Source organism: Nocardia sp. NPDC059228, from assembly GCF_042754245.1.
In the GTDB taxonomy this organism is placed as follows: Bacteria; Actinomycetota; Actinomycetes; order Mycobacteriales; family Mycobacteriaceae; genus Nocardia.
Map to the genome: position 1 here is coordinate 115,692 of NZ_JBHZAL010000022.1, position 24,248 is coordinate 139,939.

Sequence of the window (24,248 nt, forward strand, 5' to 3'; positions counted from 1 at the left end):
ACGACCACTAGAACTCAAGGGTTGCCGGGCGGGGCTCAGTCGTCCGTCGGCTCCTCACACTGGGGGTGCAGATCACCGTCAACAGGTGCTGAGCAGATCGATAAATGGACGGGTTTCCGAACATTTCGGCCTGCGGAAATGGGACCGGATCCGGCACGGTGTTCGGGTTCGGATAACGATCTTGATCTCAACCGGTCGGCGCATCACTGCTGGTGAATGATGTCTGGTTGTGGAGGCCGTGATGGGCGCAGTGGTTGGCTTCAGTGTTGATCAACAGCAGCGAATGTGGGGCGGCTGGCGTGGCGGGGAGTCGCTGATGATGATCGCTGATGCTGTGGGCAGTACCCATCCGCGAGTCAGCCGGTTTCTGCGTGCCAGTGGCGGGATCCGGCCGAGTCCTCGTCGACGGCGGGCGGGGCACCTTTCGTTAATTGAGCGGGAGGAGATCTCGCGTGGGATTGCGGTGGGCTGGTCGGCTCGGGTGATCGCGCAACGGATCGGCAGGTCGGCGTCGACGGTGTCGCGGGAGATCGCCCGCAATGGCGGCAGAGGCGTGTATCGGGCTGTGGTCGCCGATACGGCCGCGTTCGAGCGGGCGCGGCGACCGAAACCGAGCAAGCTCGCCACCGATACGTTGCTTCGAGGCTTGGTCGCGGCTCTGCTGGGCGAGGATTGGTCGCCGCAGCAGATCGCCCGGTGGCTCCGCCGCTGCCATCCCGAAGACGCCATGCAGTGGGTCTCGCACGAAACTATCTACCGCGACCTTTACATGCCGACACGTAAAGTTTTCGACCGCAACATGTTTCATCACCTGCGAGGCGATCGCCCGTTCCGCCGGCCGCGGCGCCAAGCCAGGTCGCACGGTCGTGGACGCATTCGGAACATGGTCTCCATCCACGACCGTCCCGCCGAGGCCGATGCCCGTGAGGTGGCCGGGCATTGGGAAGGGGATCTGGTGTTCGGAGTGCGCCCTTCGGCAGTGGCGACGCTGGTGGACCGTGCCACCCGCTACACGATGGTCATCGCACTGCCCGACGGATACAAAGCCGATGCGGTCGCCGAGGCCTTGGCTCGGCATATGGGCACGTTGCCGGCATCACTTCGCAGATCACTGACATGGGACCGCGGCCGAGAAATGGCTGCTCACACCGTGATCACCGAAGCATTGTCGATGCCGGTGTACTTCTGCGATCCGCATCATCCCTGGCAACGTGGCACGAACGAGAACACCAACCGCCTGCTGCGCCAATACCTGCACAAGAGCGCCGACCTGTCGAAGTTCACTGACCAGTTGAGACCAAGATCGTTTTCCGAACGTCTTTACCTGACACCGGCCCAATTGGTGGCCTGGGTCCGTCGACCACACGCACAGGGCAACTCGAAGTCTGCGACCCCGCCAGCCTGGCCACCACCACCACAAAGCGCCCGACTGGGATACCCCAGCCGAGCGTCTGCGTGATCTGCCGACCCGCTGGTGACTCGTCAAGTCAGGCAACCTTGGTCGCCTGACGAGCCATTAGTTGGTGCGGACCTTCAGGCCCGGATTGTCCTTGAGGATGGCCGCGATCGAGACCGCGGTCACGGTGGGCTTGTCGAAGTCACTGATGTCTGGATCCGCGGCGAACTCGTCGCACATCTTCTGGCTCTCCATGCCGTTGGTTTGGATCGCGATGCCCAGTGCCTTGGTGCCGGCGATCAGGGCACCGCCGCTATCGCCGTGCAGCCCACAGATGGCCACGGTGAAGTTGTTTCCACCGGAACCCTTGACTGTTCCACAGTGGTAACCGGTGGTCGAGCCGGAAAGGCACACCGGCTCCCCCTGGACGGCAGCGGCGGTGCCGGTGACCGGTACCGGGGCGTGCCCGGCAGCGCGAACGTAGTTGTTCTGGAAACGCTTTGCGAAGCCGTCGTCGATCTTGATCACCGCGTGGTCGAGTTTTCCGGTTCCCACCTTGGCGACGGTGCCGAAGCGAGGGTTGCCTTGATTGTCCAGCACGTGCGCGATCGATGAGTCGGGAGTGCCCGCGGCAAGTGGGTTCGCGTCGCAATGTCCGGCGGAGATGACCACCGCGTGGCCGGAACCGTCGGTGCCGTTGAAACCGAGCGAGCAGTAACGGGATTCGCCGAAGGCATCCGTGACGAAGTAGGTGTCGCCTCCCATGATGGCATCGGCGGCCGGCTGCGTCGTGGTGCCGCCTTGGGCGACGGTGACCTGTTGGGTGGTGGTGGACCCGGCAACGCCATCGCGGCCGGAGAAGGTGGCGGTGACGGTCGCCTTGCCGGCGTTCTCCGGGCGCCACTCCATGGTGGCAGTGCCGTCGGCGCCGACCGGTACTTCGTTGGAGACGTTCCTGATGCTCTCCTCGTCTACCTCGAACGCGACGGTGCCGCCCGCTGCTGCGGGGTTGACCTTCGCCTTCAGCGTGGTCGCCTTGCCGACGGTGGCTCCCTTGATGGGGTCGAGGGTGATCGTGGTGGTAGCGGGGTTGCTGTCGCCTTTGGCGACGGTGACTTCCTGGGTGGTGGTGGAACCCTTGACACCGTCGCGGCCGGAGAAGGTGACCTTGATGGTCACCTTGCCTGCGGTCTCGGGAGACCAGTCCGTGGTGGCAGTGCCGTCGTCGCCGACCGATACAGCTGAGGCGAACGGTTCGAACTTGCCGCCGTTGACAGCCTCCTCGAAGGTGAGTTCACCGCCCGCTGCTGCGGGGTTGACCCTCACAGTGAGGGTGGTGGGCTTGCCGACGGTGGCGCCGGTGACGGGATTGATGGTGACAGTGGACGACGCGGCCGACGGCTGGGACGAGCCGAGTGCCGACCCCAGCACCGTACGCACGAACTGCAGGAAGTCAGGCAGCTGCAGGCTCGAGCCGTCAGCGACGTCGCGGACGTTCAACGCGATGTCGTTGGCGACCGGGTCGATCGTGGCACTGTTGACGCGGCTGGACTGCGCCGCGGGGAGATTCTGGATCCAGCCGGTCAACTGGCCAAGCTGATCGAGCAGCGTGCGCTCGTTGCGCGGCTGGTCCTTCACCTGGTAACGGGCGACCTCGACAGCAGTACGAGCGGCAGCCTTGTCCGGTCCGTCAGCCAGACCGACCAACGGCGTACCGGACGCGTCCAGCCAGGCACCGGCGAAGGACTCGGGGAACGCCGTGCGGATCGAGTCGGCGAATGACGCCAACTTCTGCCCGGTCTCGGCCCGGTCGAGGTACTGGGCCGGGGTGAGCCCGAGATCGCGCTGGATCGCGGCCACCAGGTCGGCGGGCAACGCGGGCGCGGCAGGCTCGGCATGAACCAGGGACGCGCCAGGCGCGACCAGCAGCAGCGCCGCGGTGCCGATCATCGCGGCGCGGCGGGCATGAAAACTACGCATGAGGGGACTTTCGGATTACATGTACACGAGCACGAGAATCGACACTCGCGACACGAGACGGGGAGGCGATTTCCTTGCGCACATTCAGAACCGCACTCGACGGTGAAGTCACTGCGCAAACGCCGAGAAATGACAAAACCCCGAGGAAAGCAAGAGAATTCAGCTTCGGGATTGTTCACGATGAGGTCTCAGCAGTTGCCGCGACCTTCAACCACTCCAGCTCATCGGGTATTTCCGGCCGGTGGGAGTGTCGGGCCGGAACTACCTGCGGCCGTCGTCAGTTCGCCTTGTGCGTACCGGACGAACCGGTACTCAATAGCTTCTTCAGCTCCGCGACAATGGCATCGAGCCCAAAATTGCCCAGGGAACCCATTCCTCATCTCCTTCGATCAGATGTTGATCGCGAGCCAGTCGCACTCGCGTCGGAGACGTTAGCCAGCACCGGACTCCAAGAGAAATCAAATCGTCGGATCGACCCACAACCATCAATTGTTGTTCTTGACAGTCGCATTCAGCCGACAAATCAGCGTAGCGGCCGGTCCTGGGTGACCACCCACCAGTCACGCGCGAAAACGCTCGACCCTCCTCTGCCGACTGCGGCAGTCCGGGCACTCAGCACCGCCCGCCGCGCCCTGCGCCAACGCCGGCGGATCCGGCGGGGTGTTCAGGTCCGGCAGAGGATCGTTTTCCGAACGGCTGTCGGACTGGGGTGTACCCCAAACGAACAGGTTGCCGAACGCTCCGTCCTGGGGTTCCGGTAGTAATCGCGCGAAAAACAACGACAATGGCTTGACCAGCAATGATGTACTGTGACGGCTTGGGCTGCGGGCGGACCGGGGCGGGCGGACCCGGTTGGTGCTTGGCTTGGCTGCCGATGAGGTCAATCGGTATGCGGGAGGTCAGGTTTCGTGGCGACACGGGTGTTCACGGATGAGGAGTTGTTCCGGTACTTCACGCTCACCCCCGCCGATATCGCGTTCGTGACGCCAGGCCGCGGCGAGCATCTGCGGTTGGTCGCGCAGTGTCTGGGAACTTCATTGGATTTTCGGCGATTACTACCGGGACCCCTTGTGCGTACACACGCACCGGGCCGGTGAGTTTCTCGCAGGTAGAATCAGGGCACCGGGGGCTTTTCGTGCGAAACCACCCATGGTCTCGTCGTCGCCCGGCCAAGGAACATGGACCGCCATGCGGTCCCGGTCAGGAGCGTCGTGATGACGCTACAACACGAGTCGATCCAGCTGGACCACTCTTCGCGCTTCACCCTTCGCACCGCCCTGCCGGCGTCACGGCGGTTACCGACACCGCGAGCACCCCGCCCCGGGGCGGTCGGCGGAGCCTGGTGGCCCCGCACAACCGACTTGGTCGCCGAACTGTCCGATCTCGAGGCTCTACTGGGCCGGCGGGCAGACCGTGTCGACCGAATCATGTACAACATCGACGCCTGGGAACCGGCACCGAGCCGCACGGTAGTCAGCGGGCGATCGGTTCGCCTGGACGGATATCGGCATCTGCCCGCCCACACACTCTGTGTCCTGGGACTCGACCACACCCGCCTCGTCCTGCTGGTGATCCCCTCAGACACCGAGGCCGCCACCGCCCAGGCGTTGCTGTCGGCCGTATCCCGACCGGGCAATGAGCTCACCGCCGCCGAACTCATGGCCGCCGACACCCGCCACACCCTCGATCACTTCCAGAACGAGGACGCGTTGCGCCGCTGGGACGACGAAGGCGGTCACGCCGCGCCGGTGAACCCGACAGATGTACGTTCATCCCTCGCAGTACCCCGGCCCACGGGAGGCCTGATATGACACAGAACCCGCCGCAAAAGAGGGGCAGTGCCGCCGCCGACCGGGGTCTGGGCCGATTCCAGCCCACCACCGGCGGTGGGCAACCATTCGACACGCCGACCCGCACACCGCGGCTGCTGCTGCGCGACCGTGACGAGGAATCCGGTGACCTCGACGGTGCCTGGTGGCCCAGAACCGACAACCTCACCACCGAACTACACGACCTGGTCACCGCCCTCACAACGCGACTGGGCACGACCGCCCGGATCAGCTTCGACTGGAATTCGCTGAGCCTGTCCCAACGCCGCATCGACGCTCCCGACGGGATCGAGGTCACCGGACCGCTTCCGGGCCAGCCACCTCAGGTGATGTATGTCTTCGGCCCGCACGATCGGCGCCTTCGATTGTTGGTGATCGATCCCGCCACCACCACCGACCGCGCCGACGCGCAGATGCACAGAGCCGTCAGCACGATCGCTGACCAGCCGGAATCATGAACTAAGGGTTCCGGTAGAAGCCGCCGAAAATCCAATGAAGTTCGGCGAACCTCCGGTGCCGCACTGCCTTTGCGGCTGGTGACACGATCCTTACCGGCACCCCAACTGGTACGCGGTCACGTCCTTCGCGTCGTTGTAGCCCTCGTTGATCCGGAACTTGGCCATGCTCAGTCCTTCCTGCGGTGAAAGATCAAATCCCGGAGAGGGTACGCCTACCCACCGACAAGGTTCTGTAAGAGTCAGCGCCAGTTGAGGTTCCATGTCCTCCTGAAACTAGGCGCGCCATGCCGGGGTCCCGGTGCGCAGGACAGGACTCTGGTCTGCGAGCCGCACAGTGAAAGCCATGCGGCTCAGGCTACCGATCGGGCGATTGCCCTGCACCGCAATCACATTCGTTGTACTCCGGCACCTACTGGCCGAAGAACGCCCCAGGATTACGACGTACCTGCAGCATGACTTCAAGAGGGGTCGTCCCCAGGCGGGTGTCCACAGGAGCAGGTGCAGGCGGGGCGGGGACCTCGGCGCCGAGTTTCGCCCACGGGAACTGCTCGAACAACTCCGCGTACTTGGCGTGGTCGAGGATCACTTCCTCACCCTTGTCGAACCACTTCAGCACGAAGCACTTCTCGCGGTGTCCCTCGACGACCTTCCCCTTGTGGTGGATGACGTCGTTGCGGATCCAGCGCAGGTCCCCGAAGTAGCCGATCTTGACGTCGTCCGGGGTGGCCTTGCCCAGCAGCGGGGCGAACCGGGGCTTGAAGTGGGCATTCCATTCTTCGTAGAACGACGGGATCCAAGCCCGGTTGAACCATTTGTGGTACTCGCCGCCCGGCCCGAACGGCTGCGTCTGGTTGTCGATTTGGAACGTCGACAAGCCGGACACGGTTGTCACGTCTATCCCTTTGACCGGGTGGGCGATGTCGATGTACAGCGGCTGGTTGCGGGATGCCGAGTACGACTGCTGCATCTTCTTGATTGCGAACAATGCACCCCCGCTCGGGGACAGTCGCGCCATCAGAACGTGCCGGCGGAGTGATTCGAACAACTCCTCGGCGATAGCTTGAGATTCACTCACGCGGCCATCATCCGCCTCACTACCGACATCACGCGATCAGTTTTCCCGCGCCTCGTTGTAGCGCTGACGTGTCGGTTGTCGGCTCCGAAGGAACGAATCCCGACCGTCTGCGGCGGCATCAGGCTACCGATCCGGCGATTGCCCTGCACCGCAATCACATTCGGCACATAGCCTTCGGTACCGGCGGACAGGCAGCGTTTTCCGGGCGAAGTCGTGTCAGTTGTCGGCTCCGAAGGAACGAATCCTGACCGACCTCGCCCGGGTCTCATGCATAGATGCTTACATCTCCACATTCGAATTTGGGGCTCAAGTCCCGCACGCGTGCCCATACCTGCCCATACACGCACATACTGGCCCGTACTGCGTGTATGGACAGGTATTACTCAGATATGGACGGGAGGGCGGCCAGGCGGGCAGCGAGTTCGGCGGCGCGCCGGCGCGCGAGTTCCTGCGTCACCGCGTCGGCTTGACTCGCCCCGGCCAGCAGCAGCGCCGAGAGAGCGACGTGGCGGGGTGTGCCGTCGCCGAGTACCGCCATGATCCGGTCCGCGGCCTTCTCCAGCGCTTCGGCGGCGTCGCTGGCGACGTACAGCGAGGTGCGACGCATCCCGGGAGGGTCGGCCCGTGCTGCGTCCTTACCTGTCCGTACACGGTCCGTACCCGTCCTTACCTGTGTATGGGCAGGTGTGGGCTGAGGGGCGGCGGGTGCGCCGACTGGGATATTCAGGTCGATGCGGGACCGCAGGACTTCGTTCGGGTCGGTCCCGGACATATCCGGTTCGGATTGCGGCTTGCGGCGGCGGGTGGTCATGACACCACCGCCGGCACCAGGGTCGGATCCAGGCGCATCGCCAGGGCACGGAAGTTCTCGGCGGTGGCGGACTCGGGCGCGTACGCGAACACCGTGGTGTGCTCGCGCCAGGCTTCGCGTACTTCCTTCTTGTCCTTGATCACGGCCAGCACGTCGAGCTGGTGCTTCTGGAATGCCGCGAGAGTGGAAGTCGCGATGCCCCCTCGGCGGCCGTCGTACATGTTCACGATCAGACCCGCGATTTCGAGCTGGATCTTCAGACCCTGCTGCAAGGTCGTCATCTGCCGCAGGAACAGTCGCAAGGCTTTGACGCTCGAGTCTTCGGCCTGCACCGGGATCACGATCGTCCCCTGTATCGGATCCCCGGGAGGGCGCCGGCGGGCGGCGGCCAGGCCGTTGTCGTTGAGCGCACCCAGCGACGGCGGGCAGTCGATGACGACGTCATCGAAGACACCGTGCAAGGGCTCAAGAAAATTGCTGAGCAGGTATTCGCGCCCGGTGCGCCCGTACATCTGAGGTTCCAGCAGGAACATGTCGTCACTGGTCGGGACCACGAACAAGCCGTTGTCGATCTGCTGCACCAGCTCACCCAGCTCGCCGGTCCACTGCCCCAGCAGCGCCCGAGCGAGGTTCGCTCCGCCCGCCGGGGCCGCGGTCGCGCCGATCGCGTCAGTGAGGTGGCCTTGCGGATCGAGGTCCACGGCGAGCACACGCCGGCCTCGTTCGGCCAGAGCGGCAGACAGGTTGATGGTGTCGACGGTCTTGCCGACTCCGCCCTTCTGGTTGGCAATCGCATAGATTCGCACGCCAGCACCGTACTGCCCGGACGCTCCATACACGGGTGCACGCGCCATCTACGCGTGTATGGACACTGTATGGACGTGGCATACACACCCATACCTGCGGCGGGTGTGCCATCGCAATCGCCCGGACCGGACTGTCCAGACAACCCGAGTGGCAGTTCTAAAACTGCTAAAATGGGAGGTGGCAGTTCCAAAACTGCCCGCTGGACGGATGGAGGAGTCCCGATGACAGCTCTCGCCGAAATCCTGACCGAGGACCAGCGTCTGCTGCTCGCCGCGGCCGGACCCTCGACGCTCCTGCGCGTGTTCACCGATCCGGACTACGGGATCACCGCCCTGTTCGATTCGCATCGCAGCTGCACCATCGTGGATGAGGTGTACGCGCTGCGCCCGGAATGGAAGGCCGCGCGTGTGACCTTCGCCGTGGATCCCAAGCACGGCGTCCACCTCATGCGCTCGCTTCTCCGCGACAGTCCCGATGCCCCGAAGGTCTCGATCTCGCGCAAACGGCTGCACACGTACGCGGCGAGCCTGCCGCCGGCATGGGTCGAAGCCTTGCGCGGACTGCGCGGCTCCTACCGGCTGAAAATCGACGACGCGGTATGGCAGGCATTGCTGCTCCCGGGTCGGCCCTACCGGGATCAGATGGAACAGATCAACGGCAGTTCTAAAACTGCCCATGCTGCTACTGTAGATCGCATGCCGACCGAGCATGAGTACGAACCGGTCGAAACCGTGGCGCTGGGCGACAAGGTGGCCGAACTGCTCGCCGCTTGGGAGTCCGGGGAGCCGTTGACCGGCGGGCAGTTGTTCGGCCTGCCGCCGCTGGACGGGGACGTGTGGGTCGATATCGCCGGCGCATCGGTGATCACCCGTGTCGAACCCAAGACCATCACGTCATTCCTGTCGCGCGGCAAGCCGAAGGCGTGCCCGTTCCCCACCCCGAGCAAGTTCCTCGGACGGCTCTACTGGCCCGCTACCACGCTGTTGTCGTGGACCACCCAATACAAGCTGGTCCGCCGGACCGATCTATCCGGGTAGTAGATCCGCGGTAGCCCTGCGCAACTCGCGCGCGGGCACCCTCCCCTCTCTGTGCAGGCCTGGCCTCGCCGAGAGCAGGGGTCCGGGGGCAGAGCCCCCGTGTGCGGCCGACCGGCCGCAGTCATCCCGGAGTGGAGCGCGGATCTGGTGTGGTGGGGTTTCCTCTCCGCTTGGCCTGGGGCGTCTCGATCACACGGGCGTCGGGTGTCGAGGGTGGCGCTTGCGACATCGGCTTGCCGACGCCGTAGGCGCCCTTGATACCCGATGGTCGTGTGATAGCCCCAGATCAGGCCAAGCGGAGAGGAAACCCCACCACGACGGCCGTGCGGAACAACGGCGCGAGCTTCGCTCGCGGAACTACGTCGATCTCCTGCACTCGCACAGCGCATCGGTTCGCATCCGAACTCCGGCGCACCACCGACCGGCCGCCGACCGCGTCAGGAACCAGCCACGGCACACGAGCCCGGCGCGAAACCGCCGCGTCCACGCACGACGTGCCCAGCAAGCCGGAGGTGACCCAACTTAGGGCCGCTGGCAACAGCGTGGCGAACAAAGGCCGTTCACGGCCGACTTCGACACGCTAGCCCGGCCCGGAACCACCAACCCAACGCAACATAACCACCCAACCCAACCACCCACCCAACTCATCGATTCTCCCCGGATACCTACCCTTACCTACCACCAAAAAGAGTCCCACCACCCACCCAATGGAGAGCACATGCACACGCAGTGGGTATGTGCTCTCCATTGGGTGGGTGGTGGGACGGACACCCTCGAAAACCCAGATCAGGGTAGGTATCCGGGGAGAATCGATGTCGAAATAAGTCGTGAACGCAGTTCACGACTTATTTCGATCTTCTTTCTAGGTCCTCATCGATGACTTGTTGAAGATCTTTTGATGTCCGCTGATCGCCATGAGCTTGCCGATCCCGGTCCTCGGAAGCCGTTCCACGGGGCCGCTGGCCCGCTCCCTCAGCGGAGATTGTGGCCGATTGTCCGGGTGCCTCAAGGGCGCGTACGCGTCGGCTGCGCCGATGCCCTGCGGGCACCCTTGACCCACCCGGACAATCGGCCAGAACGCTTTCGGAGGGAGCGGGCGAAGAACGGGTTAACAGCAGATTCCGGCGGCACACGTGGACACGAAAAAGCCCCCGACCAGTCAGGTCGGGGGCTGGTTTTCGCTGCGGGCTAGGCGGCGGGTGGGATGTACTTCCCGTCCCCGTAGACGCGACCGGCGCCGCCGGCGGCCTTGCCCTTGAAGGTGAACCCTTCCAGGCGGCCACCCATAGCCACGGTCTTGACGCCGGCGGCTGCCAGTGCGGCGTTGAGCGCGACCTTCACATCGCGGTCCAGGCGCAGGAACCGCTGCCCGTCGTCGTCCTCGTCGGTCTCCTCGGTGGTCTGGAAGATGAGCACCGAATCGATGACCGCGGGCCCGGCCTCGACGGTCGAGGGCTTGCGGTCCACCCAGAACAGCGGCTTGCCGTCCACGGTGCGGTGACGGCGCTCGGCGCCGATGATGTCGCCGGTCAGCTCGTCGCCCGGCTTCGCGTCGCGCCCGAAGGCGTTGCGCGGGCCGACCGGCCCGGCCAGCTCGGCGTTGATCGCGTCGAAGTCCGACATGGTCATGATGTCCTCCAAGAGTGAATGAGAAATGCTGTGGTGAAGCGGAATTGAGGGGGCAGGCTCATGGCCTGCCCCGGTGGGCATTCGGTCAGCGAACGAGCTGGATCACCACCCCCGCTTCATCGTTGGCGGTCTGGTTGTCGTCGGTGACGCCGTGCTCGGTCTTGAGCCGCTTCACGACCTTGCCCGCGTAGCCGTACGACAGACCGGTCGCTGCGGCGATCTCACGAAGGCTGGCGCCGGCCGAATGCATCGCCCAGATGGCCGCGTCCCGGTCCTCTGGAGACACCTCCGTGTCCTCGACGGGCTCGGGAGTGTGTCCTGCGCTGTGCCCTGGAGACGGCCAGGACACAGCGGGTGTGTCCTGGGCGTGTCCTTCGTCGGGCGAGGACACAGCCGAGGACACAGGGGTGTGTCCTGAGGACACGGCAGGAGACAGCGGCTCGAAATCCGCTGCGGGCGTGGTTCGCTCGGCGCTGCCTGCGGGGGCGGTGGTCTTGAGTGCCTGGCCGAGTACCTCGATCAGGATCGTCAGGCCGTGCATGACGGCCATCGCCGCGATCGGGGCCGCGCCCGCCACAATCGCTGCCGCCCAACCCTTGAGGGTGCGTTCGGGCGACAACAACCAGGCGTGTGCGCCGTTGCCGACCAGGCTGACCAGCTCCGACATGGCCAGCATCCACCAGAAGAACGCGCGCTGGCCGGGCTCGACGTCCGCACCGTCCTTCTCGCGGCGCTTCAATACGACCAGCGCGATAGCGGCCTGGATCAGCGGGCCGTCCACGATGACCGGCGCGCCCCACGCCAGCCACGACGTGATGCCCGCGGCCTGCGCCAGCCCGTGCAGGGCGATAGCTGACCATCCACTCGCGGCGGTCAACACCGAAATCACCATGATCAGAGCCGCCGTCTCGACATGATCGCGGCCGGGCCGGTTCTGCCCCACTGTGTCCTCCTCTGTGTCCTCGAATCGGTTCGGTGTGTCCTCCGGCCGCCCGGCCGTGTCATGCCGGGCGGTGTCCGTGTCCTGCTGCGCGCCAACCGGATCGGAAGGACACAGCGCGGGGTCGGGATCCCCGGTAGAGGACACGGCGGGTGGATGGTCAGCGCGGGTCATCGCTCGAACCCGTCCCATCCGTTGTGACCGCTGGGGATCGGCTCGAACTCGGGCGGCTCCGGCGGCTCGGGAATCCCGGACCAATCGGGAACCGACTCGGCCGCGGTCATGTCCGACCGGTCATAGGCGGGCTGCTCGTCGCGATCGTGCGGCAAATCCTCACGATCGGGCTGCGCGGGAGCCTCCGGGGCCTCGGGAGTCCCGGGCCGCTCGGCTGCGCGGCGCTGCGGGCTGCCATAGCGCTGCTCGGGCGGGGTGCGCCGGACCAGCTTGGCGACCGCTTCGTCACGCTGTCCCCGCGCGCTGTTGCGCTCCCGCTCGGCGCGCTCGGCACGCTCGGTCATCTCCGCCAGGTCGCGCTCCAGCTTGTCGAGAACCTCGGACTGCACGATCACGACCGACCCGTCCGGGGCCGCCGGCGCTTCTGGCGCCTCAGGGGCTTCCGGTCGCTGCGGCTGCTCCGGCTGGGCCGCTGCCCGGTTCCGCATCTCTTCCTGCACGCTGCGAACGTGCGCCAGCGGGTCCGTCCGCGGCTGCTCGGGAGCCCGGAACTGCGATTCGATCGACGGCCCGTAGTCCCCGTCCAGCCAGTCCGGTGCTTCCGGCTGCTGCGGAGCCTCAAACGCCTGCGGACGCTGCGGGGTGCCCGGGGTTTCCAGGCCGCTCCACCGGTCGAACTCGGCGCGATCGACCACGGCCGCCCACAGGTCCCGGTCCGGGCGCTGGCCGAGCTTGGCCTCGGTCTCGGTGATGGTCAGGATCTCCCGGGCCCGCGCACGCGCCTCGGGGTCGAGAGCGTCGCTGTGGTCGAGACCGTAACGGGCGTGCTCGATCTCCTCCGACCAGCCGAGATCCTCGTTGATGTCGTAGAAGGCATTGCGCTGGATCTGCGCGAACTTCGCCTCGAACCCTTCGAGGGTCTTCGGCGCGCGGTGGGCGAACCAGCGGGCCTCGTCCACAGTCCACACGCGCCCGGATTCACCGATCGAGTGGATCTTCTCGCCGTCGTAGATGTTGCCCGCGCGCACCGATGTCCAGGGCAGCAGCCGATCCTGGTTGAGGTCTTCCAGGCCCGGCACGGACAGGTCAGCGGGGATGCTGCGGTCGCGGGCGCGGGTCATCGACAGGTCGCGGAAGTACTCGTATCGGCGGTCGAGATCGGGATCGAGGTTCGCGTACAGGCCCTGCATGCTGTCGATGGCGAACCCGCGCACCCGGTTGTTCGCATCCAGCGGGACGGCCCGGTCCCACACCGTGATGCTCACGTTGTCCTGCGGTTCAGCGATCCAGGACATCTTGCGCTGGACCCAGTCGTATCCGGACTGCGGATAACCGAAGGTCCGCACATGCGAGAGGCCCTTGTTGTGCTCGGAATCGATGAGGAACATGAACCGGTCGGTGGCGTCGGGATCGACCGGCTCCCAGCCCGCCGGCGGGTTCAGGAACTCGCGCCGCTGCTGGTCCTCACGCTCGGGGAAGTCGTGATCCCAACGCCGCAACGAGTCCGGACCGGTCACCCAGTCCACGTGACGGTCCCAGGAGTTGATGCGGTAGCGGTTCTCCAGATCCCACGTGCTCTGACGCTGCAACCAGCGCTGGCCGGCCTGCCGCTCCGGGGTCTGCTCGCGCAGCTGGAACTGCACCTCCAGCCAGTCCTCCACGGGCATACCGGATCCGGTGATCCGGTCGGAAATCTCGCGATCGAGCGCTGCGAGGTTACGACGATGGCCCTCGGCCATCTGCGCGGCGTCGGGGGCGAACGTCTCGATGCTGGCGCCGCGCTCACGCAGCCGCTCCGCCAGCAGATTCGCGTTCATCGCCATCTCGTGGCGATCGGCGATCAGGTGCCGCAACTCCCCCATGACCTGCTGCCGGGTCTTCGGCGCCGCGGGCCGGTCCAGCTGCGGGCGGTGACCGGTCCGGCCGCGTTCGGTGATCCCGAGCCGGATCCGGGAGAACCGTTCGGCCACACGCGCCTTCAGCGCTGCGACGCCCGCGAGCGGGCCGCTGCTGCGGACCGGGACGGGCTTGACCTCGGGCCGCCACGCGTGATGGGCGGCTTCCAGAGCGCGCACGGCCTGCCCGCGCTCCTCGACCGAGAGCATGCCCGGCGTGGAAGCGATGCGACGCTCGATGTCCTGGCGGTCGAGCATCAGTTCCCACTGCCGCCGCATGTGCTGGTCGTAAGTGGCAGCCGGGCGGTTATGCCAGTCCAGAGTGTCGCGGCGGTGCTGGTTGATGCGCTTATCCAGCTGCGTGAACAGGTCCTCGCGGTGGATCTTGCGCTCCTCGCCCTGGGCGCGGAGCTGCTGGCGCAGACGGATTTTCGCGTTCCACCGCTCGTTGCGGTCGGCGAGGTCCATCTGCTTCCACACTCCACGCGGCACCTTGGTCGCGTTCGGGTTCGCGCGCCGCCACTGCTGGAACGCGTACGCGGCGGCACTGCCGAACTTGCTCAGCTCGCGGGTGATCTCGTCAACGGTCTTGTCGGACATGGGTTTCTACTCCTTGGTTGGTCAGAAGCCGGTGGTGCTGCGGGCGACGCGGCGGTCGGCGATATCGGCGGCCGAGTCGGCCAGGAACCCGGACAGGCCGCCGCCCCAGAGCCGATCGACCACGGCGACCACCCGCGCGGGCGCGAGGGCGGCCAGTTCGTCGGCGGTGACGTCGGGCCATTCGCCGAACTCGTTTTTGCAGATCAGCAGCCATTCGCGGGCGACATCCACGACGGCGGGGTCAGCCGCTGCGCTGGCCCGTTCGATGCTGTTGGCGGACATAGGGTTTCCTTCCAATCGGTGTTACTGAAATACGGAAATACGGAGGTCAGGCGGTGGCGGGACGCTGCTCGGGCTCCGGCTCGGCGCGGCGGAGCAGGCGAGAGATCGCCGACCAGGCGGCGGACAGCAAGCCCCACACGGCCGCAGCGCTGCGGGCCGCCAGAGCGGCGGAGTCGCGGACTCCAGGGCGGCCAAGGGTGGTCCACAGGCCGAACACCGCCCAGCCGAGGGCGTAGACGATCAGCGGGCCGGTCATCGGGGCCGGGGAGAACAGCAGGACCAGGAAGATGACGGTCCCGGCCAGCGCCGGCGTCCAGGCCCGCAGCCGGTCACGCCAGGTGGTGACCGTTTCGAGGGTGTCTTTCACCCGGGCCTCGTGGCGTCCGCCGGTGGGAATTCGCGGGGTGCGCATGGCGGCGATGGCCTGGTCGGCGTCGGTGACCTGCTCCAGCTGGGAGGCGAAGCTGGCGACCAGGATCTCGTCGCCGTGGGTTTCGTTCGGATCGATGCTCATGGTCATGCTGCTTTCTGGATGAGGGCCTTGTCGGCCTCGTGGGTGGTGGATTCGGCCAGCCCGGGCAGCGGGCGGACGGTGTCGGGATCGAGCGGGCAGACGTGCCCGAAAGTGGCTTTGCCGCCGACGATGTGGACGATGTCGCCCTTCTCGAACGCGGCCAGGATCTTCGGATCGACCAGGAACTTGTCCTCGGGCTGGACGTTGCCTTCGTCGCCGTGTGCGATGCCGTTGATCAACTTGCGGCTCAGCGCGTACTTGACGCGGGTGCCGATCTTCTCGGCGAGGTGACCGGCGCTGTAGGACCGCATCACGAAGATCCCGCCCGAGCAGGAATCGACCAGCCGGTGCCGCGCATCGTCGTTAGCGCCCAACCCCATCCAGGACTGCGCGAACCACAGCGACCCGCACCCGGCACTGCGCAGGAGCTCGACGATGCGCGCGGCGCCGTCGTTGCCGCAGACCTGCGCGAACTCGTCGCAGAACAGCTGCACCGTGCGGTTGTGGTCGGTCTGGGCCAGACCGGCGACCAGGGCGACCATGGCCCGGAACTGGGCCGCGGCGACCTCGGGGGCGGTGGTGCCTTCCAGGCAGCAATACACGACGTCGTAGTCGGTGATGCTGCGCTCGCCGTCGAACGCGGGCCCCATGTCGCGGAACAGGTTCGCGCACATCGCGCGGTCCGCCGGCAGGATCGGGGTCTTCCCGCCGGTCACCGCCTCGATGTCGGACAGCTCGGCGTCGTGGCCCTTCCATCCCCGCCGCATCGCGGCCTCGGTCATCCGGGCCAGGAACTCGGTGGAGGTCCGTGGCGGGTTCTCGCCCGGCCCAAGCCCTTTCGCGGGATCGGGCATGTCGACCACCAGGTGCGCGATGGTCTTGCGCATCTGCATGTAGTAGGCCGCCTCCGCCGACATTCCGTTGTCGGCCGAAACACCCAGCAGTGCCTCGAACCGCGGGCGCTGCTCGTCGGCGGTGCCGAAGAACAGGCTCAGCGTCTCCTCGTCGTTGTCGGGCCAGATCAGCACCCGGGACTCCGGAATACCGAGGTTCTGGGCGGCTTTGCGGACACGGTCGGCGGTGCTGCGCGCATCGCGAGCGCCCTTGAGGTCCAGGATCATCGCCAGTGGGCGACCCGGCCGGTCCTTGCCCGAACGCCACCACTGCTGATGACGCCGCCACGCGGTCGCCCAGAAGCTGATAACGGCACGCTCCAGCGCGGTCGTCTTGCCCGAACCTGGGTTGCCGATCCACACGCCGTGCTCGCGGAACGCCAACCACGGCACCGTGAACAAGCTGTAGTGACGGCCGATCAGACGGCCCGCAGTCGACTTCACCGGGGCCTGCGAAGTGCTGTAGGCGACGCGGCCCAGCACGAATTCCGGGCCGAACGTGCCTGAGGTCAGCGGGATCTCGGCGCGGCAGGCGAGAGTCGCGGCGCGCATCAGCTTCATGTGCCGTGCCCACACGGCCCGCTCGGTGCGGTCCGGAGACCGCCGGCCACGCGTGTCCAGCAGATGCTCAGTACGCGCGGCCAGAACAGCAGCGGCGACCAGCCCGGCCGGGACCAGCGCGACCGACGCCGACGCGATGCCGGTCACGGGCATCCCGGCCAGCACCTCGCTCACACCGCGCACCACGTCCTCACGCGGGCCCGACAGCCCGTCCAACGCGACGGCAGCACCGGGCAACGATGCCGACCCGAACGCGAAGTTCCGCAGCCGCACCGGGGTCCATGTCCACATCCACGACGCCGCCAACGCCGCGGCGCCGACACTGGCGATCGCCACGCCGAAGGTGCCCGCGACCTCCAGACCAGCGGTGACCTCGTGCAGCGACAACTGCGGGAAGTGCAGGAAATCCAGGTGTTCCGCACCCGGCAGCGGCGGAGCCTGCGGGGTGATCTGCGGAATCTGGTGTCCCGCACCCGGATCCGGGCTGCCCTGAGCCAGCAGGGTCGGGCAGTCGTGGGTGGTGAACACCGGAGTGCAATCCGAAGCCGGGGTCGGGGCCGGGGCCGAGAGAGGCGCCGGCGCATTGCATTCGGCACGAAAATCCATCAGCGCCGCGCAATCGGCCGGACGATCGGTGAATTCGGTCATGATGCTGCACCTCCGGCAGCGGTCTGCTCGTCGCCGGTGGCGGCGAGGGGATTGAGGATCAGTTCGGCGGTGGAGGAGAAACGCAGCTCCGGGCCGGTCTCGGTGTGCTTGATGTCGTTCCACGCGGCCTTGACTCGCGCTTTCACCTCCGAGGAGGCGCAGAAGTAGAAGAGCTGGTGCGCGCCCGCGGCTTCGGCGGTGTCGTAAGCGGCCTGCAAGGTGGTGCGCGCGTCGGCGCTGCCCTTGCGGGTCAGCTCGACCTCGACCGCGTGCAGACGGCCCAGGTCATCGGTCCAATGCCCGTCGTGCAGATGCGGCATCGGCTCCCCTGGCTTGGTGAGGTAACCGTTGCGGTGGCGCAGCTCGCGCTCCGAAACCCACGTGTCGTGGGTCTTTCCGGCCGCCAAGTGCAGCCGCACCCGCATCACGGCGATGTCGTGGGCCGCCTTCATCGGCGACGGCATCCATTCCGGGACACGGATATTCAGCAGCCCGCTGGCGGTCTCCTTGGTCGGGACCACCCAGGACCGGCCCGGGACCGGGCGTGTCGGTTCCTGGAGTTTCCCGGCGGCCCGCCACCGCTGCGACACCCGATAGGCGTTGATCTCGCTACCGGAGGTCGTCACGGCGTCGGTCCGCTTCAACGGCCACAGCGCCAGCAGCTCGGCGACCACATCCATTGGCGCGCCGCCCATCTGGGCCAGCCACCACAGCGCCCACATGTCACGCGGGCCCAGCCGCACCCCGCTCATCGGCCGAACCCATCCCACTCGATGCCCGGCGACCACACGCCGGTGCTCTCCAGCTCCGGGGCCTGCGGGCGCTGCGGCGCCGGCAGGGTGCGCGGGGCCGAGGTGAGCTTCCAGCGGCGCACCAGCTCCGCCATCCGCACCGTCTTGCCCGCCCCTGTGCACGCGATCATCGCGAGGTGGTGCCGTTCGCGCGGGGTTGCCCTGCGGTCCATCTCGGCGGCCGTGGTCAGCCGCTCCATGTCCGCGTCGTAGACGTGCATGCTCTCGCGGTCGAGCACGTCATCGGTGAGCCGCTTCAGCTCCGCGTTCTCACGGCGCAGCTGCTCCAGCTCGGCGGTCAGAGCCTCGAACCGGGCGGCGGACAAGTCCGCGGCGGGCCCGGCCGGGCGTACATCGAAAGTCGTCATCGGTCGAACCCCTCCCAGGGCGTCGGACGTTCGGGCTGATCGGTCAGGAACTCCCCCGACAGCAGCCACTGCCCGGGTACTCGGTTGGGGGTCTGGAGCTTCTGCGGCTCGGGGCGGTCCACCCAGATCTGGCGATCGGTGCGGCCGGAGCGCTTCGCGGCCTCGGCCAGATGCGGCAACTCGGTGATCGGCGTCAAAACCGACTCCTCCGGTATGCCAGCCACCGACCGCTTCGAACGGGGTACATCCACCGCTGGTGTGCCCGACGGCTTGTGCGGATTCCGGCTGGTCGCACGGGATTTCGAGGTCATCGCTCGAACCCCTCCCACTCTCGGGCGGGCCGCTGCGGCTCCCACGCGTCGGCCTCGCCGGCCTTGGGAACCTCCGGCGTCGGATCGATTCCGCGCCGCTCCATCGCCGCTTCGGACTGGGTGCGATGCCCTCGGGCCAGCGCCGCCAGCTCGGCGGGCGTGGCCGGGCGCTTCGGTACCGCGTCCTCGACCCGGTACAGATAGGCGGCAAGCGGTCCCCGACTGCCACCACGCGGCCGGATCACCTGCGCCGCAACGTCTTTGCGGTCGCGGGGCCGCAGCGGCGGGTTGTGCTTTTCCAGCTGGCGCACGGTTTCGCCCAGCCCGCTCGGCGCGGTACCCCAGTAGTAGGTAGGGACACCGAACTTGCTGCCGTCCGGATCGGGAAGATCCCGGGTCCGCACGTCCTTCGGGCCGATCACCGGATCACTCCCGCCTGCTGAGTGCGCGCAAGCTGCTGCGGCGGAACACAATCCGCGCGGCGGCCGACCTCATCGGCCCGGCAGATGTTCGGCGACGGCGTGTAGGACTGCTGATCGATCCACGCGGCCGTGCACCCGACCATCGCGACCAGCAGCCCGACGGCCAGCAGGACCAGCCGAATCGCCACCGGGAGCAAGGACAGTCCGTAGCCGATACCCCGCAGCACCGCCGCGTCCGTACGCACTACCGGGCCGATCATCGCCACACCCCACGGGTCCGCCGCCGCGTGATCCGCCGGAAGCCGAACACGACGACGGCCGCCAAGATGACGGCCGAGAGAACGAGATTGGGTGCAATGAGCAGCGCAAACGCTGCGGATATGGCGGTGATGAGGAAGATGCTGGACCTCACCGAAAACCACCCCCTGCCGTTTGTTGTTCAACAAAACCTGTGCAATCATTGTTGAACAACAAAGGCTCGGAAGTCAACGTTTATTGAACAACAAACCGAGAAGAGGTGTTGACGATGCCGCCTCCGGCCATCTGGCGAGACATAGCCGATGACCTACGTCGCCGCGTTCAGGCGGGGGAGTGGGCCGCTGGCGAACGAATCTCGTCGGCCCGAGAACTCATGGAGCACTACGACACCCCGAGTCAGGCTCCCGTCGTCCGCGCGATTTCGGTGCTGACCAGCGAGGGCTTACTCATCTCAGATCCATCGGCACCGCGGCGCGGCGTCCGGGTCCGGGGACGTGTCCAACTTGCGCGCCCGATCGACCAGCATTTCGCGGCCTTACAGCCTCGGAAGGATCGCACCTTCGAAGAGATCAGCGACCTCGCCGATGGTGAGCTGGAAGTCCTGGTGTCCTACGGGATCGAACCGGCGGCTGGAGAGTTCACCAAACTCTTTGGTGATGAGGAGCTACTGGTCAGGACGTTCCTGTACGTCGTGCGAGGCACGCCGCACCAGGTCATGCGTTCTCGCATGCCGAAGCGGATAGCGGAAGCCGCCGGCCTGCGCCGTGAGAAGGATGAGGTCGTCGGAAAGTCGACCGAGAGCTGGCTTCGGGACGCAAAAGTCGAGCCGGACACGGTTGACATGACGATCGTGTCCAGGCTCCCGACTCCGGAAGAGGCTGCCGAGCTCGCAATGCCGAAGGCGCTCCCGGTGATGGTGCGCCGCCGCACGATTTTCGATCCGACAGACACCGCTGTCGAAACCAGCACCAGCGTCATCGTCGCTGATCAGCTGGTCTATACGGCAAGATTCAAATTGGGGGAACCGACATGCTGATCTCTGTCCTCACGCCGTGCTATCGCTCGCAGGCCGACCACCTCGAAGCCGCGTACGCCTCTCTTCTGGGTCAGGAAATGCCTGCCGAGTGGGAGTGGGAGTGGGTTGTCCAGGGCGACGGCGATGACGTCGCACTGCCCGCTGCTGCGCTTGCGGATTCTCGGGTCAAGGTGGGAGTGGGCCCGCATGGCGGCCCGGGCGTTGCCCGCAACCTTGCGCTCGAACGATCGTCCGGCGAACTCGTCCGGAATCTGGACTCCGACGACATCCTGACGCCGAATGCGCTGGCCGACAGCATCGCGGTGTTGACTTCACACCCCGATATCGGCTGGACCACGTGTCGCGCTTTGGATCTGATGCCGGACGGTGAGCTGGTCGGCTTCGACACCGACCCGCCCGAAGGTCGGATCGAACGGGGCAGCACCGCCGCCTTCTGGCTGATGTTCGACTACCGCCTGAACATCCATCCCACAACCATCTGCATCCGGCGCGGCCTGCTACTCGCGCTGGGCGGATGGATGGCATTGCCCACCGCAGAAGACACCGGGATGCTGCTCGCGGTCTCGACAGTCGTCGACGGGTGGTTCATATCCGCGGTCGGTCTCCACTACCGCAAGCATGCTGATCAGCTCACCAACGGTGGACAGTACGCGATCGACCGATCCGACCGGGTCCGACTGATTCGCGACCGCATCCTCGCTCTCCGAGAGCTTCTGCAAAAGCCGGACTTGAGGCTCCCGACCGAGGGTGAGTTGCTCGGGCGGTCCTACTGGCCCTTCTAGGATCCAGACTCAGGTCCGGCCGAGTCACGAGGTAAGAGCGGGAGACAGGGTTTCAGACGGCTCCTCGGAGTATGCGTCAGCAGAACGTGGCTGGTCCCGCCCGCCGCCGGGCACAAATCATCCGTAGAGATGGCGCACACTTAGTTGAATGCGTCAGTAGTGATATGCGCATTCGAGCATGAGTCATGGATATGGTTCGGCGTGCCTACTGCATCAGGACTTTGCGGAGCCATAGCGCGGGGGAGGACTTCGGGCTGCGAACCCGAAGTCATCTGAAATGGTTCGGCGTGCCTACTGCATCAAACTAGATCATCAGGGTTAGGTAGTCGCATGGCATCTGGGCAAGTCCTCATGACGGACGGGCAGTGGGCGCTCGACGTGCTGCTGCCGTACAAGCCGTACGCAACGAACTACCTCGCGGACGGTCAGTACCGGAGGACGCGCGAGGAAGCCCTGGAGATGCGCTATATCGAGCATTCTCCGCACGCCATGATCGGTTCGATCGTGATCGACTGCGATCACGTGGACACCGCTCTGAGGGCATTCGAGCGGCCGAAGAACCATCCGGATCCGAACTGGGTTGCACAGTCGCCCTCAGGTCGAGGGCATATCGGGTGGTGGCTGAAGAAGAACTCGCATGTCTGCCGGACCGATTCAGCACGCCTGAAACCGCTGCGGTACGCCCAGCGCATCGAAGCAGGTCTTCGCCTCGAAGTCGGTGGCGATCCGGCCTACGCGGGCCGCCTGACGAAGAACCCCATTCACGACGACTGGGAAACCCTCTACGGACCAGCAGAGGGCTACGAGCTGGCGCAGCTGCTCACGCCCTCGACCCCGCGGCAGATGCCGCGCCGGCCGCAGAAGGCATCGGGACTCGGCCGGAACGTCACCATGTTCGATACCGCCCGAAAGTGGGCCTATCCGATGTGGTGGCACCACCGGGAAGGGTCGCAGAAGGAGTGGGAGCAGCTCGTGCTCGACTACTGCCTTCGCGAGGTCAATGACCTTTTCCTGTACCCCTTGCCGTTCTCCGAGGTACACGCCACAGCACAGTCGATCAGTCGCTGGATCTGGCGCAACTTCACCGAAGAGAGGTTCCGGGAGACGCAGTCGATCCGTGGGAAAATCATGACCGACACGCGCCGGGCCGCGATCGCCGCGACCAACAAGAAGCGGGCCATCGACCGAGCGATGGTCCTGGCAGCACTGGAGGGATGATGGGCGCCGAAAACCCGAGGCGACGAAGCAAGACCGCTCGCGAACTCGCGAACGAGCTGGGCGTCAGCGAACGGTCCATCCGCAACATCATCGCCGAGCCACGCAGTGACTACGAAGCCCGCACCCGCGCCAAAGAGCAACGGGCACAAGAGCTTCGCGCCGCTGGAATGAAGTACAAGCAGATCGCCGAAGAGATGGGCATCTCCATCGGTTCGGTCTCGGTGCTGCTGCGGCCACGGCGCGCCGACATCGCAAAGGCCAGCTGAAAGTCGTTCGGGCACGGCCGTTTCCGTGCCCGGAAAGCCCTGATTCTGGCAGCCGATAAGTGAACGTTATCGGCTGCCAGGGCCTCATTTCGCGCGCTACTACGAAGCTTCCTCGACGCGTTCGATCGAGGACAGCCGACTGACCGGGATGGCGAAGACCTGGCTGCTGCGCGAGGAGTCGGCGTAGAAGATGACCAGCGAGTTCTGCTCCACGAACTGGAGGTACCGGTAAGAATCGTGTCACCAGCCGCAAAAGCAGTGCGGCACCGGAGGTTCGCCGGACTTCATTGGATTTTCGGCGATTACTACCGGGACCCCTTGTGCATACGCACGCATCGGGCCGGTGTGTTTCTCGCGGGTAGGATCAGGGCACCGGGGGCTTTTCGTACGAAACCACCCGTGGTCTCGTCGTCGCCCGGCCAATGAACATGGACCGCCATGCGGTCCTGGTCAGGAGCGTCGTGATGACGCTACAACACGAGTCGATCCTGCTGGACCGCTCTTCGCGCTTCGCCCTTCGCACCGCCCTGCCGGCGTCACGGCGGTTACCGACACCGCGAGCACCCCGCCGCGGGGCGGTAGGCGGGGCCTGGTGGCCTCGCACGACTGACTTGGTCGCCGAACTGTCCGATCTCGAGGCTCTACTGGGCCGGCGGGCAGGCAGCGTCGACCGAATCATGTACAACATCGATGCCTGGGAACCGGCACCGAGCCGCACGGTAATCGGCGGGCGTTCGGTTCGCTTGGACGGATATCGGCATCTGCCCGCCCACACACTCTGTGTCCTGGGACTTGACCGCACCCGCCTCGTCCTGCTGGTGATCCCCTCAGACACCGAGGCCGCCACCGCCCGGGCGTTGCTGTCGGCCGTATCCCGACCGGGCAATGAGCTCACCGCCGCCGAACTCATGGTCGCCGACACCCCCATACCCCTCGATCACACCCAGAACGAGGACGCGTTACGCCGCTGGGACGACGAAGGCGGTCGCACCGCGCCGGTGAACCCGACAGATCTACGTTCATCCCTCGCAGGACCCCCGGCCCCACGGAAGGCCTGATATGACACAGAACCCGCCGCAAAAGAGGGGCGGCAGCGCCGCCGCCGACCGGGGCCTGGGCCGATTCCAGCCCACCCCCGGCGGTGGGCAGCCATTCGACACGCCGACCCGAACACCGCGGCTGCTGCTGCGCGACCGTGACGAGGAATCCGGTGACCTCGACGGTGCCTGGTGGCCCAGAACCGACAACCTCACCACCGAACTACACG

The 24,248-nt window shown here is 66.1% G+C and carries 25 protein-coding genes; 10 read left to right on the forward strand and 15 right to left on the reverse strand.

What is annotated here, in order from left to right; all coding sequences use genetic code 11:
• Positions 1–241 precede the first annotated feature (241 nt).
• Positions 242–1,459, forward strand: coding sequence for an IS30 family transposase (locus tag ACFXKA_RS28730; RefSeq protein WP_379429659.1), 1,218 nt, complete (start codon positions 242–244; stop codon positions 1,457–1,459).
• 57 nt (positions 1,460–1,516) lie between these two features.
• Here the strand turns inward: ACFXKA_RS28730 and ACFXKA_RS28735 are convergent, their stop codons facing one another.
• Positions 1,517–3,376, reverse strand: a complete 1,860-nt coding sequence (locus ACFXKA_RS28735) for an Ig-like domain repeat protein (protein ID WP_379429660.1) — start codon at positions 3,374–3,376, stop codon at positions 1,517–1,519.
• Positions 3,377–4,590: 1,214 nt separating this feature from the next.
• Between ACFXKA_RS28735 and ACFXKA_RS28740 the strand changes: the two genes are divergently transcribed.
• Positions 4,591–5,187 carry a DUF5994 family protein gene (locus ACFXKA_RS28740; RefSeq protein ID WP_379429661.1) on the forward strand — a complete coding sequence of 199 codons (597 nt, stop codon included), beginning with the start codon at positions 4,591–4,593 and terminating at the stop codon, positions 5,185–5,187.
• Complete coding sequence (locus tag ACFXKA_RS28745; RefSeq protein WP_379429662.1) at positions 5,184–5,663, forward strand: DUF5994 family protein; 480 nt, start codon at positions 5,184–5,186, stop codon at positions 5,661–5,663. Before ACFXKA_RS28740 ends, ACFXKA_RS28745 begins: the two co-directional genes overlap by 4 nt.
• Before the next feature lie 409 nt (positions 5,664–6,072).
• Here ACFXKA_RS28745 and ACFXKA_RS28750 read toward each other — a convergent pair whose 3' ends face one another.
• From ACFXKA_RS28750 to ACFXKA_RS28760, 3 genes are all read right to left on the reverse strand, one after another.
• Positions 6,073–6,648, reverse strand: a complete 576-nt coding sequence (locus tag ACFXKA_RS28750) for a hypothetical protein (RefSeq protein WP_379429663.1) — start codon at positions 6,646–6,648, stop codon at positions 6,073–6,075.
• Between the two features lie 469 nt (positions 6,649–7,117).
• A complete protein-coding gene (locus ACFXKA_RS28755) occupies positions 7,118–7,345 on the reverse strand; it encodes a hypothetical protein (protein WP_379429664.1) in 228 nt (75 codons plus the stop codon).
• 200 nt (positions 7,346–7,545) lie between these two features.
• Positions 7,546–8,355 (reverse strand): ParA family protein, encoded by an 810-nt coding sequence (locus tag ACFXKA_RS28760; protein WP_379429665.1) that lies wholly within the window; start codon positions 8,353–8,355, stop codon positions 7,546–7,548.
• Positions 8,356–8,577: 222 nt separating this feature from the next.
• Here ACFXKA_RS28760 and ACFXKA_RS28765 point away from each other — a divergent pair, with 222 nt between their 5' ends.
• The gene (locus ACFXKA_RS28765; protein ID WP_379429666.1) at positions 8,578–9,393 is read left to right on the forward strand and encodes a hypothetical protein; all 816 of its coding nucleotides are present in this window, start codon (positions 8,578–8,580) and stop codon (positions 9,391–9,393) included.
• Between the two features lie 1,188 nt (positions 9,394–10,581).
• Here ACFXKA_RS28765 and ACFXKA_RS28770 read toward each other — a convergent pair.
• The 11 genes from ACFXKA_RS28770 to ACFXKA_RS28820 form a co-directional block, all read right to left on the reverse strand.
• Positions 10,582–11,022: a hypothetical protein gene (locus ACFXKA_RS28770; protein WP_379429667.1), complete on the reverse strand. Its 441-nt coding sequence runs from the start codon at positions 11,020–11,022 to the stop codon at positions 10,582–10,584.
• An 85-nt stretch (positions 11,023–11,107) separates the two neighbouring features.
• Positions 11,108–11,965 (reverse strand): DUF2637 domain-containing protein, encoded by an 858-nt coding sequence (locus ACFXKA_RS28775; RefSeq protein ID WP_379429668.1) that lies wholly within the window; start codon positions 11,963–11,965, stop codon positions 11,108–11,110.
• 167 nt (positions 11,966–12,132) lie between these two features.
• A complete protein-coding gene (locus tag ACFXKA_RS28780; protein WP_379429669.1) occupies positions 12,133–14,631 on the reverse strand; it encodes a hypothetical protein in 2,499 nt (832 codons plus the stop codon).
• A gap of 21 nt (positions 14,632–14,652) precedes the next feature.
• Positions 14,653–14,913 carry a hypothetical protein gene (locus tag ACFXKA_RS28785; protein ID WP_379429670.1) on the reverse strand — a complete coding sequence of 87 codons (261 nt, stop codon included), beginning with the start codon at positions 14,911–14,913 and terminating at the stop codon, positions 14,653–14,655.
• Positions 14,914–14,959: 46 nt separating this feature from the next.
• The gene (locus tag ACFXKA_RS28790; RefSeq protein WP_379429671.1) at positions 14,960–15,427 is read right to left on the reverse strand and encodes a hypothetical protein; all 468 of its coding nucleotides are present in this window, start codon (positions 15,425–15,427) and stop codon (positions 14,960–14,962) included.
• 2 nt (positions 15,428–15,429) lie between these two features.
• Entirely contained in the window at positions 15,430–17,529 is a 2,100-nt protein-coding gene (locus ACFXKA_RS28795; protein ID WP_379429672.1) for a hypothetical protein, read from the reverse strand.
• Positions 17,526–18,281 carry a hypothetical protein gene (locus ACFXKA_RS28800; protein WP_379429673.1) on the reverse strand — a complete coding sequence of 252 codons (756 nt, stop codon included), beginning with the start codon at positions 18,279–18,281 and terminating at the stop codon, positions 17,526–17,528. The genes ACFXKA_RS28795 and ACFXKA_RS28800 overlap by 4 nt, the downstream gene beginning before the upstream one ends.
• Entirely contained in the window at positions 18,278–18,688 is a 411-nt protein-coding gene (locus ACFXKA_RS28805; RefSeq protein WP_379429674.1) for a hypothetical protein, read from the reverse strand. The genes ACFXKA_RS28800 and ACFXKA_RS28805 overlap by 4 nt, the downstream gene beginning before the upstream one ends.
• Entirely contained in the window at positions 18,685–18,885 is a 201-nt protein-coding gene (locus tag ACFXKA_RS28810) for a hypothetical protein (protein ID WP_379429675.1), read from the reverse strand. The genes ACFXKA_RS28805 and ACFXKA_RS28810 overlap by 4 nt, the downstream gene beginning before the upstream one ends.
• Positions 18,886–18,995: 110 nt before the next feature.
• Positions 18,996–19,421, reverse strand: coding sequence for a hypothetical protein (locus tag ACFXKA_RS28815; RefSeq protein WP_379429676.1), 426 nt, complete (start codon positions 19,419–19,421; stop codon positions 18,996–18,998).
• Positions 19,418–19,681, reverse strand: a complete 264-nt coding sequence (locus ACFXKA_RS28820) for a hypothetical protein (RefSeq protein WP_379429677.1) — start codon at positions 19,679–19,681, stop codon at positions 19,418–19,420. Before ACFXKA_RS28820 ends, ACFXKA_RS28815 begins: the two co-directional genes overlap by 4 nt.
• A 266-nt stretch (positions 19,682–19,947) precedes the next feature.
• Between ACFXKA_RS28820 and ACFXKA_RS28825 the strand changes: the two genes are divergently transcribed.
• The 6 genes from ACFXKA_RS28825 to ACFXKA_RS28850 form a co-directional block, all read left to right on the forward strand.
• Positions 19,948–20,715, forward strand: coding sequence for a GntR family transcriptional regulator (locus tag ACFXKA_RS28825; protein WP_379429678.1), 768 nt, complete (start codon positions 19,948–19,950; stop codon positions 20,713–20,715).
• Complete coding sequence (locus tag ACFXKA_RS28830; RefSeq protein ID WP_379429679.1) at positions 20,709–21,497, forward strand: glycosyltransferase family 2 protein; 789 nt, start codon at positions 20,709–20,711, stop codon at positions 21,495–21,497. Before ACFXKA_RS28825 ends, ACFXKA_RS28830 begins: the two co-directional genes overlap by 7 nt.
• Positions 21,498–21,848: 351 nt before the next feature.
• Entirely contained in the window at positions 21,849–22,715 is an 867-nt protein-coding gene (locus ACFXKA_RS28835) for a replication initiation protein (protein ID WP_379429680.1), read from the forward strand.
• The gene (locus ACFXKA_RS28840; protein WP_379429681.1) at positions 22,712–22,981 is read left to right on the forward strand and encodes a replication protein RepB; all 270 of its coding nucleotides are present in this window, start codon (positions 22,712–22,714) and stop codon (positions 22,979–22,981) included. The genes ACFXKA_RS28835 and ACFXKA_RS28840 overlap by 4 nt, the downstream gene beginning before the upstream one ends.
• 464 nt (positions 22,982–23,445) lie before the next feature.
• Entirely contained in the window at positions 23,446–24,039 is a 594-nt protein-coding gene (locus tag ACFXKA_RS28845) for a DUF5994 family protein (RefSeq protein WP_379429682.1), read from the forward strand.
• 1 nt (position 24,040) lies between these two features.
• Positions 24,041–24,248, forward strand: a 208-nt coding sequence (locus tag ACFXKA_RS28850) for a DUF5994 family protein (RefSeq protein ID WP_379429683.1), incomplete at its 3' end; no start/stop codon positions are given.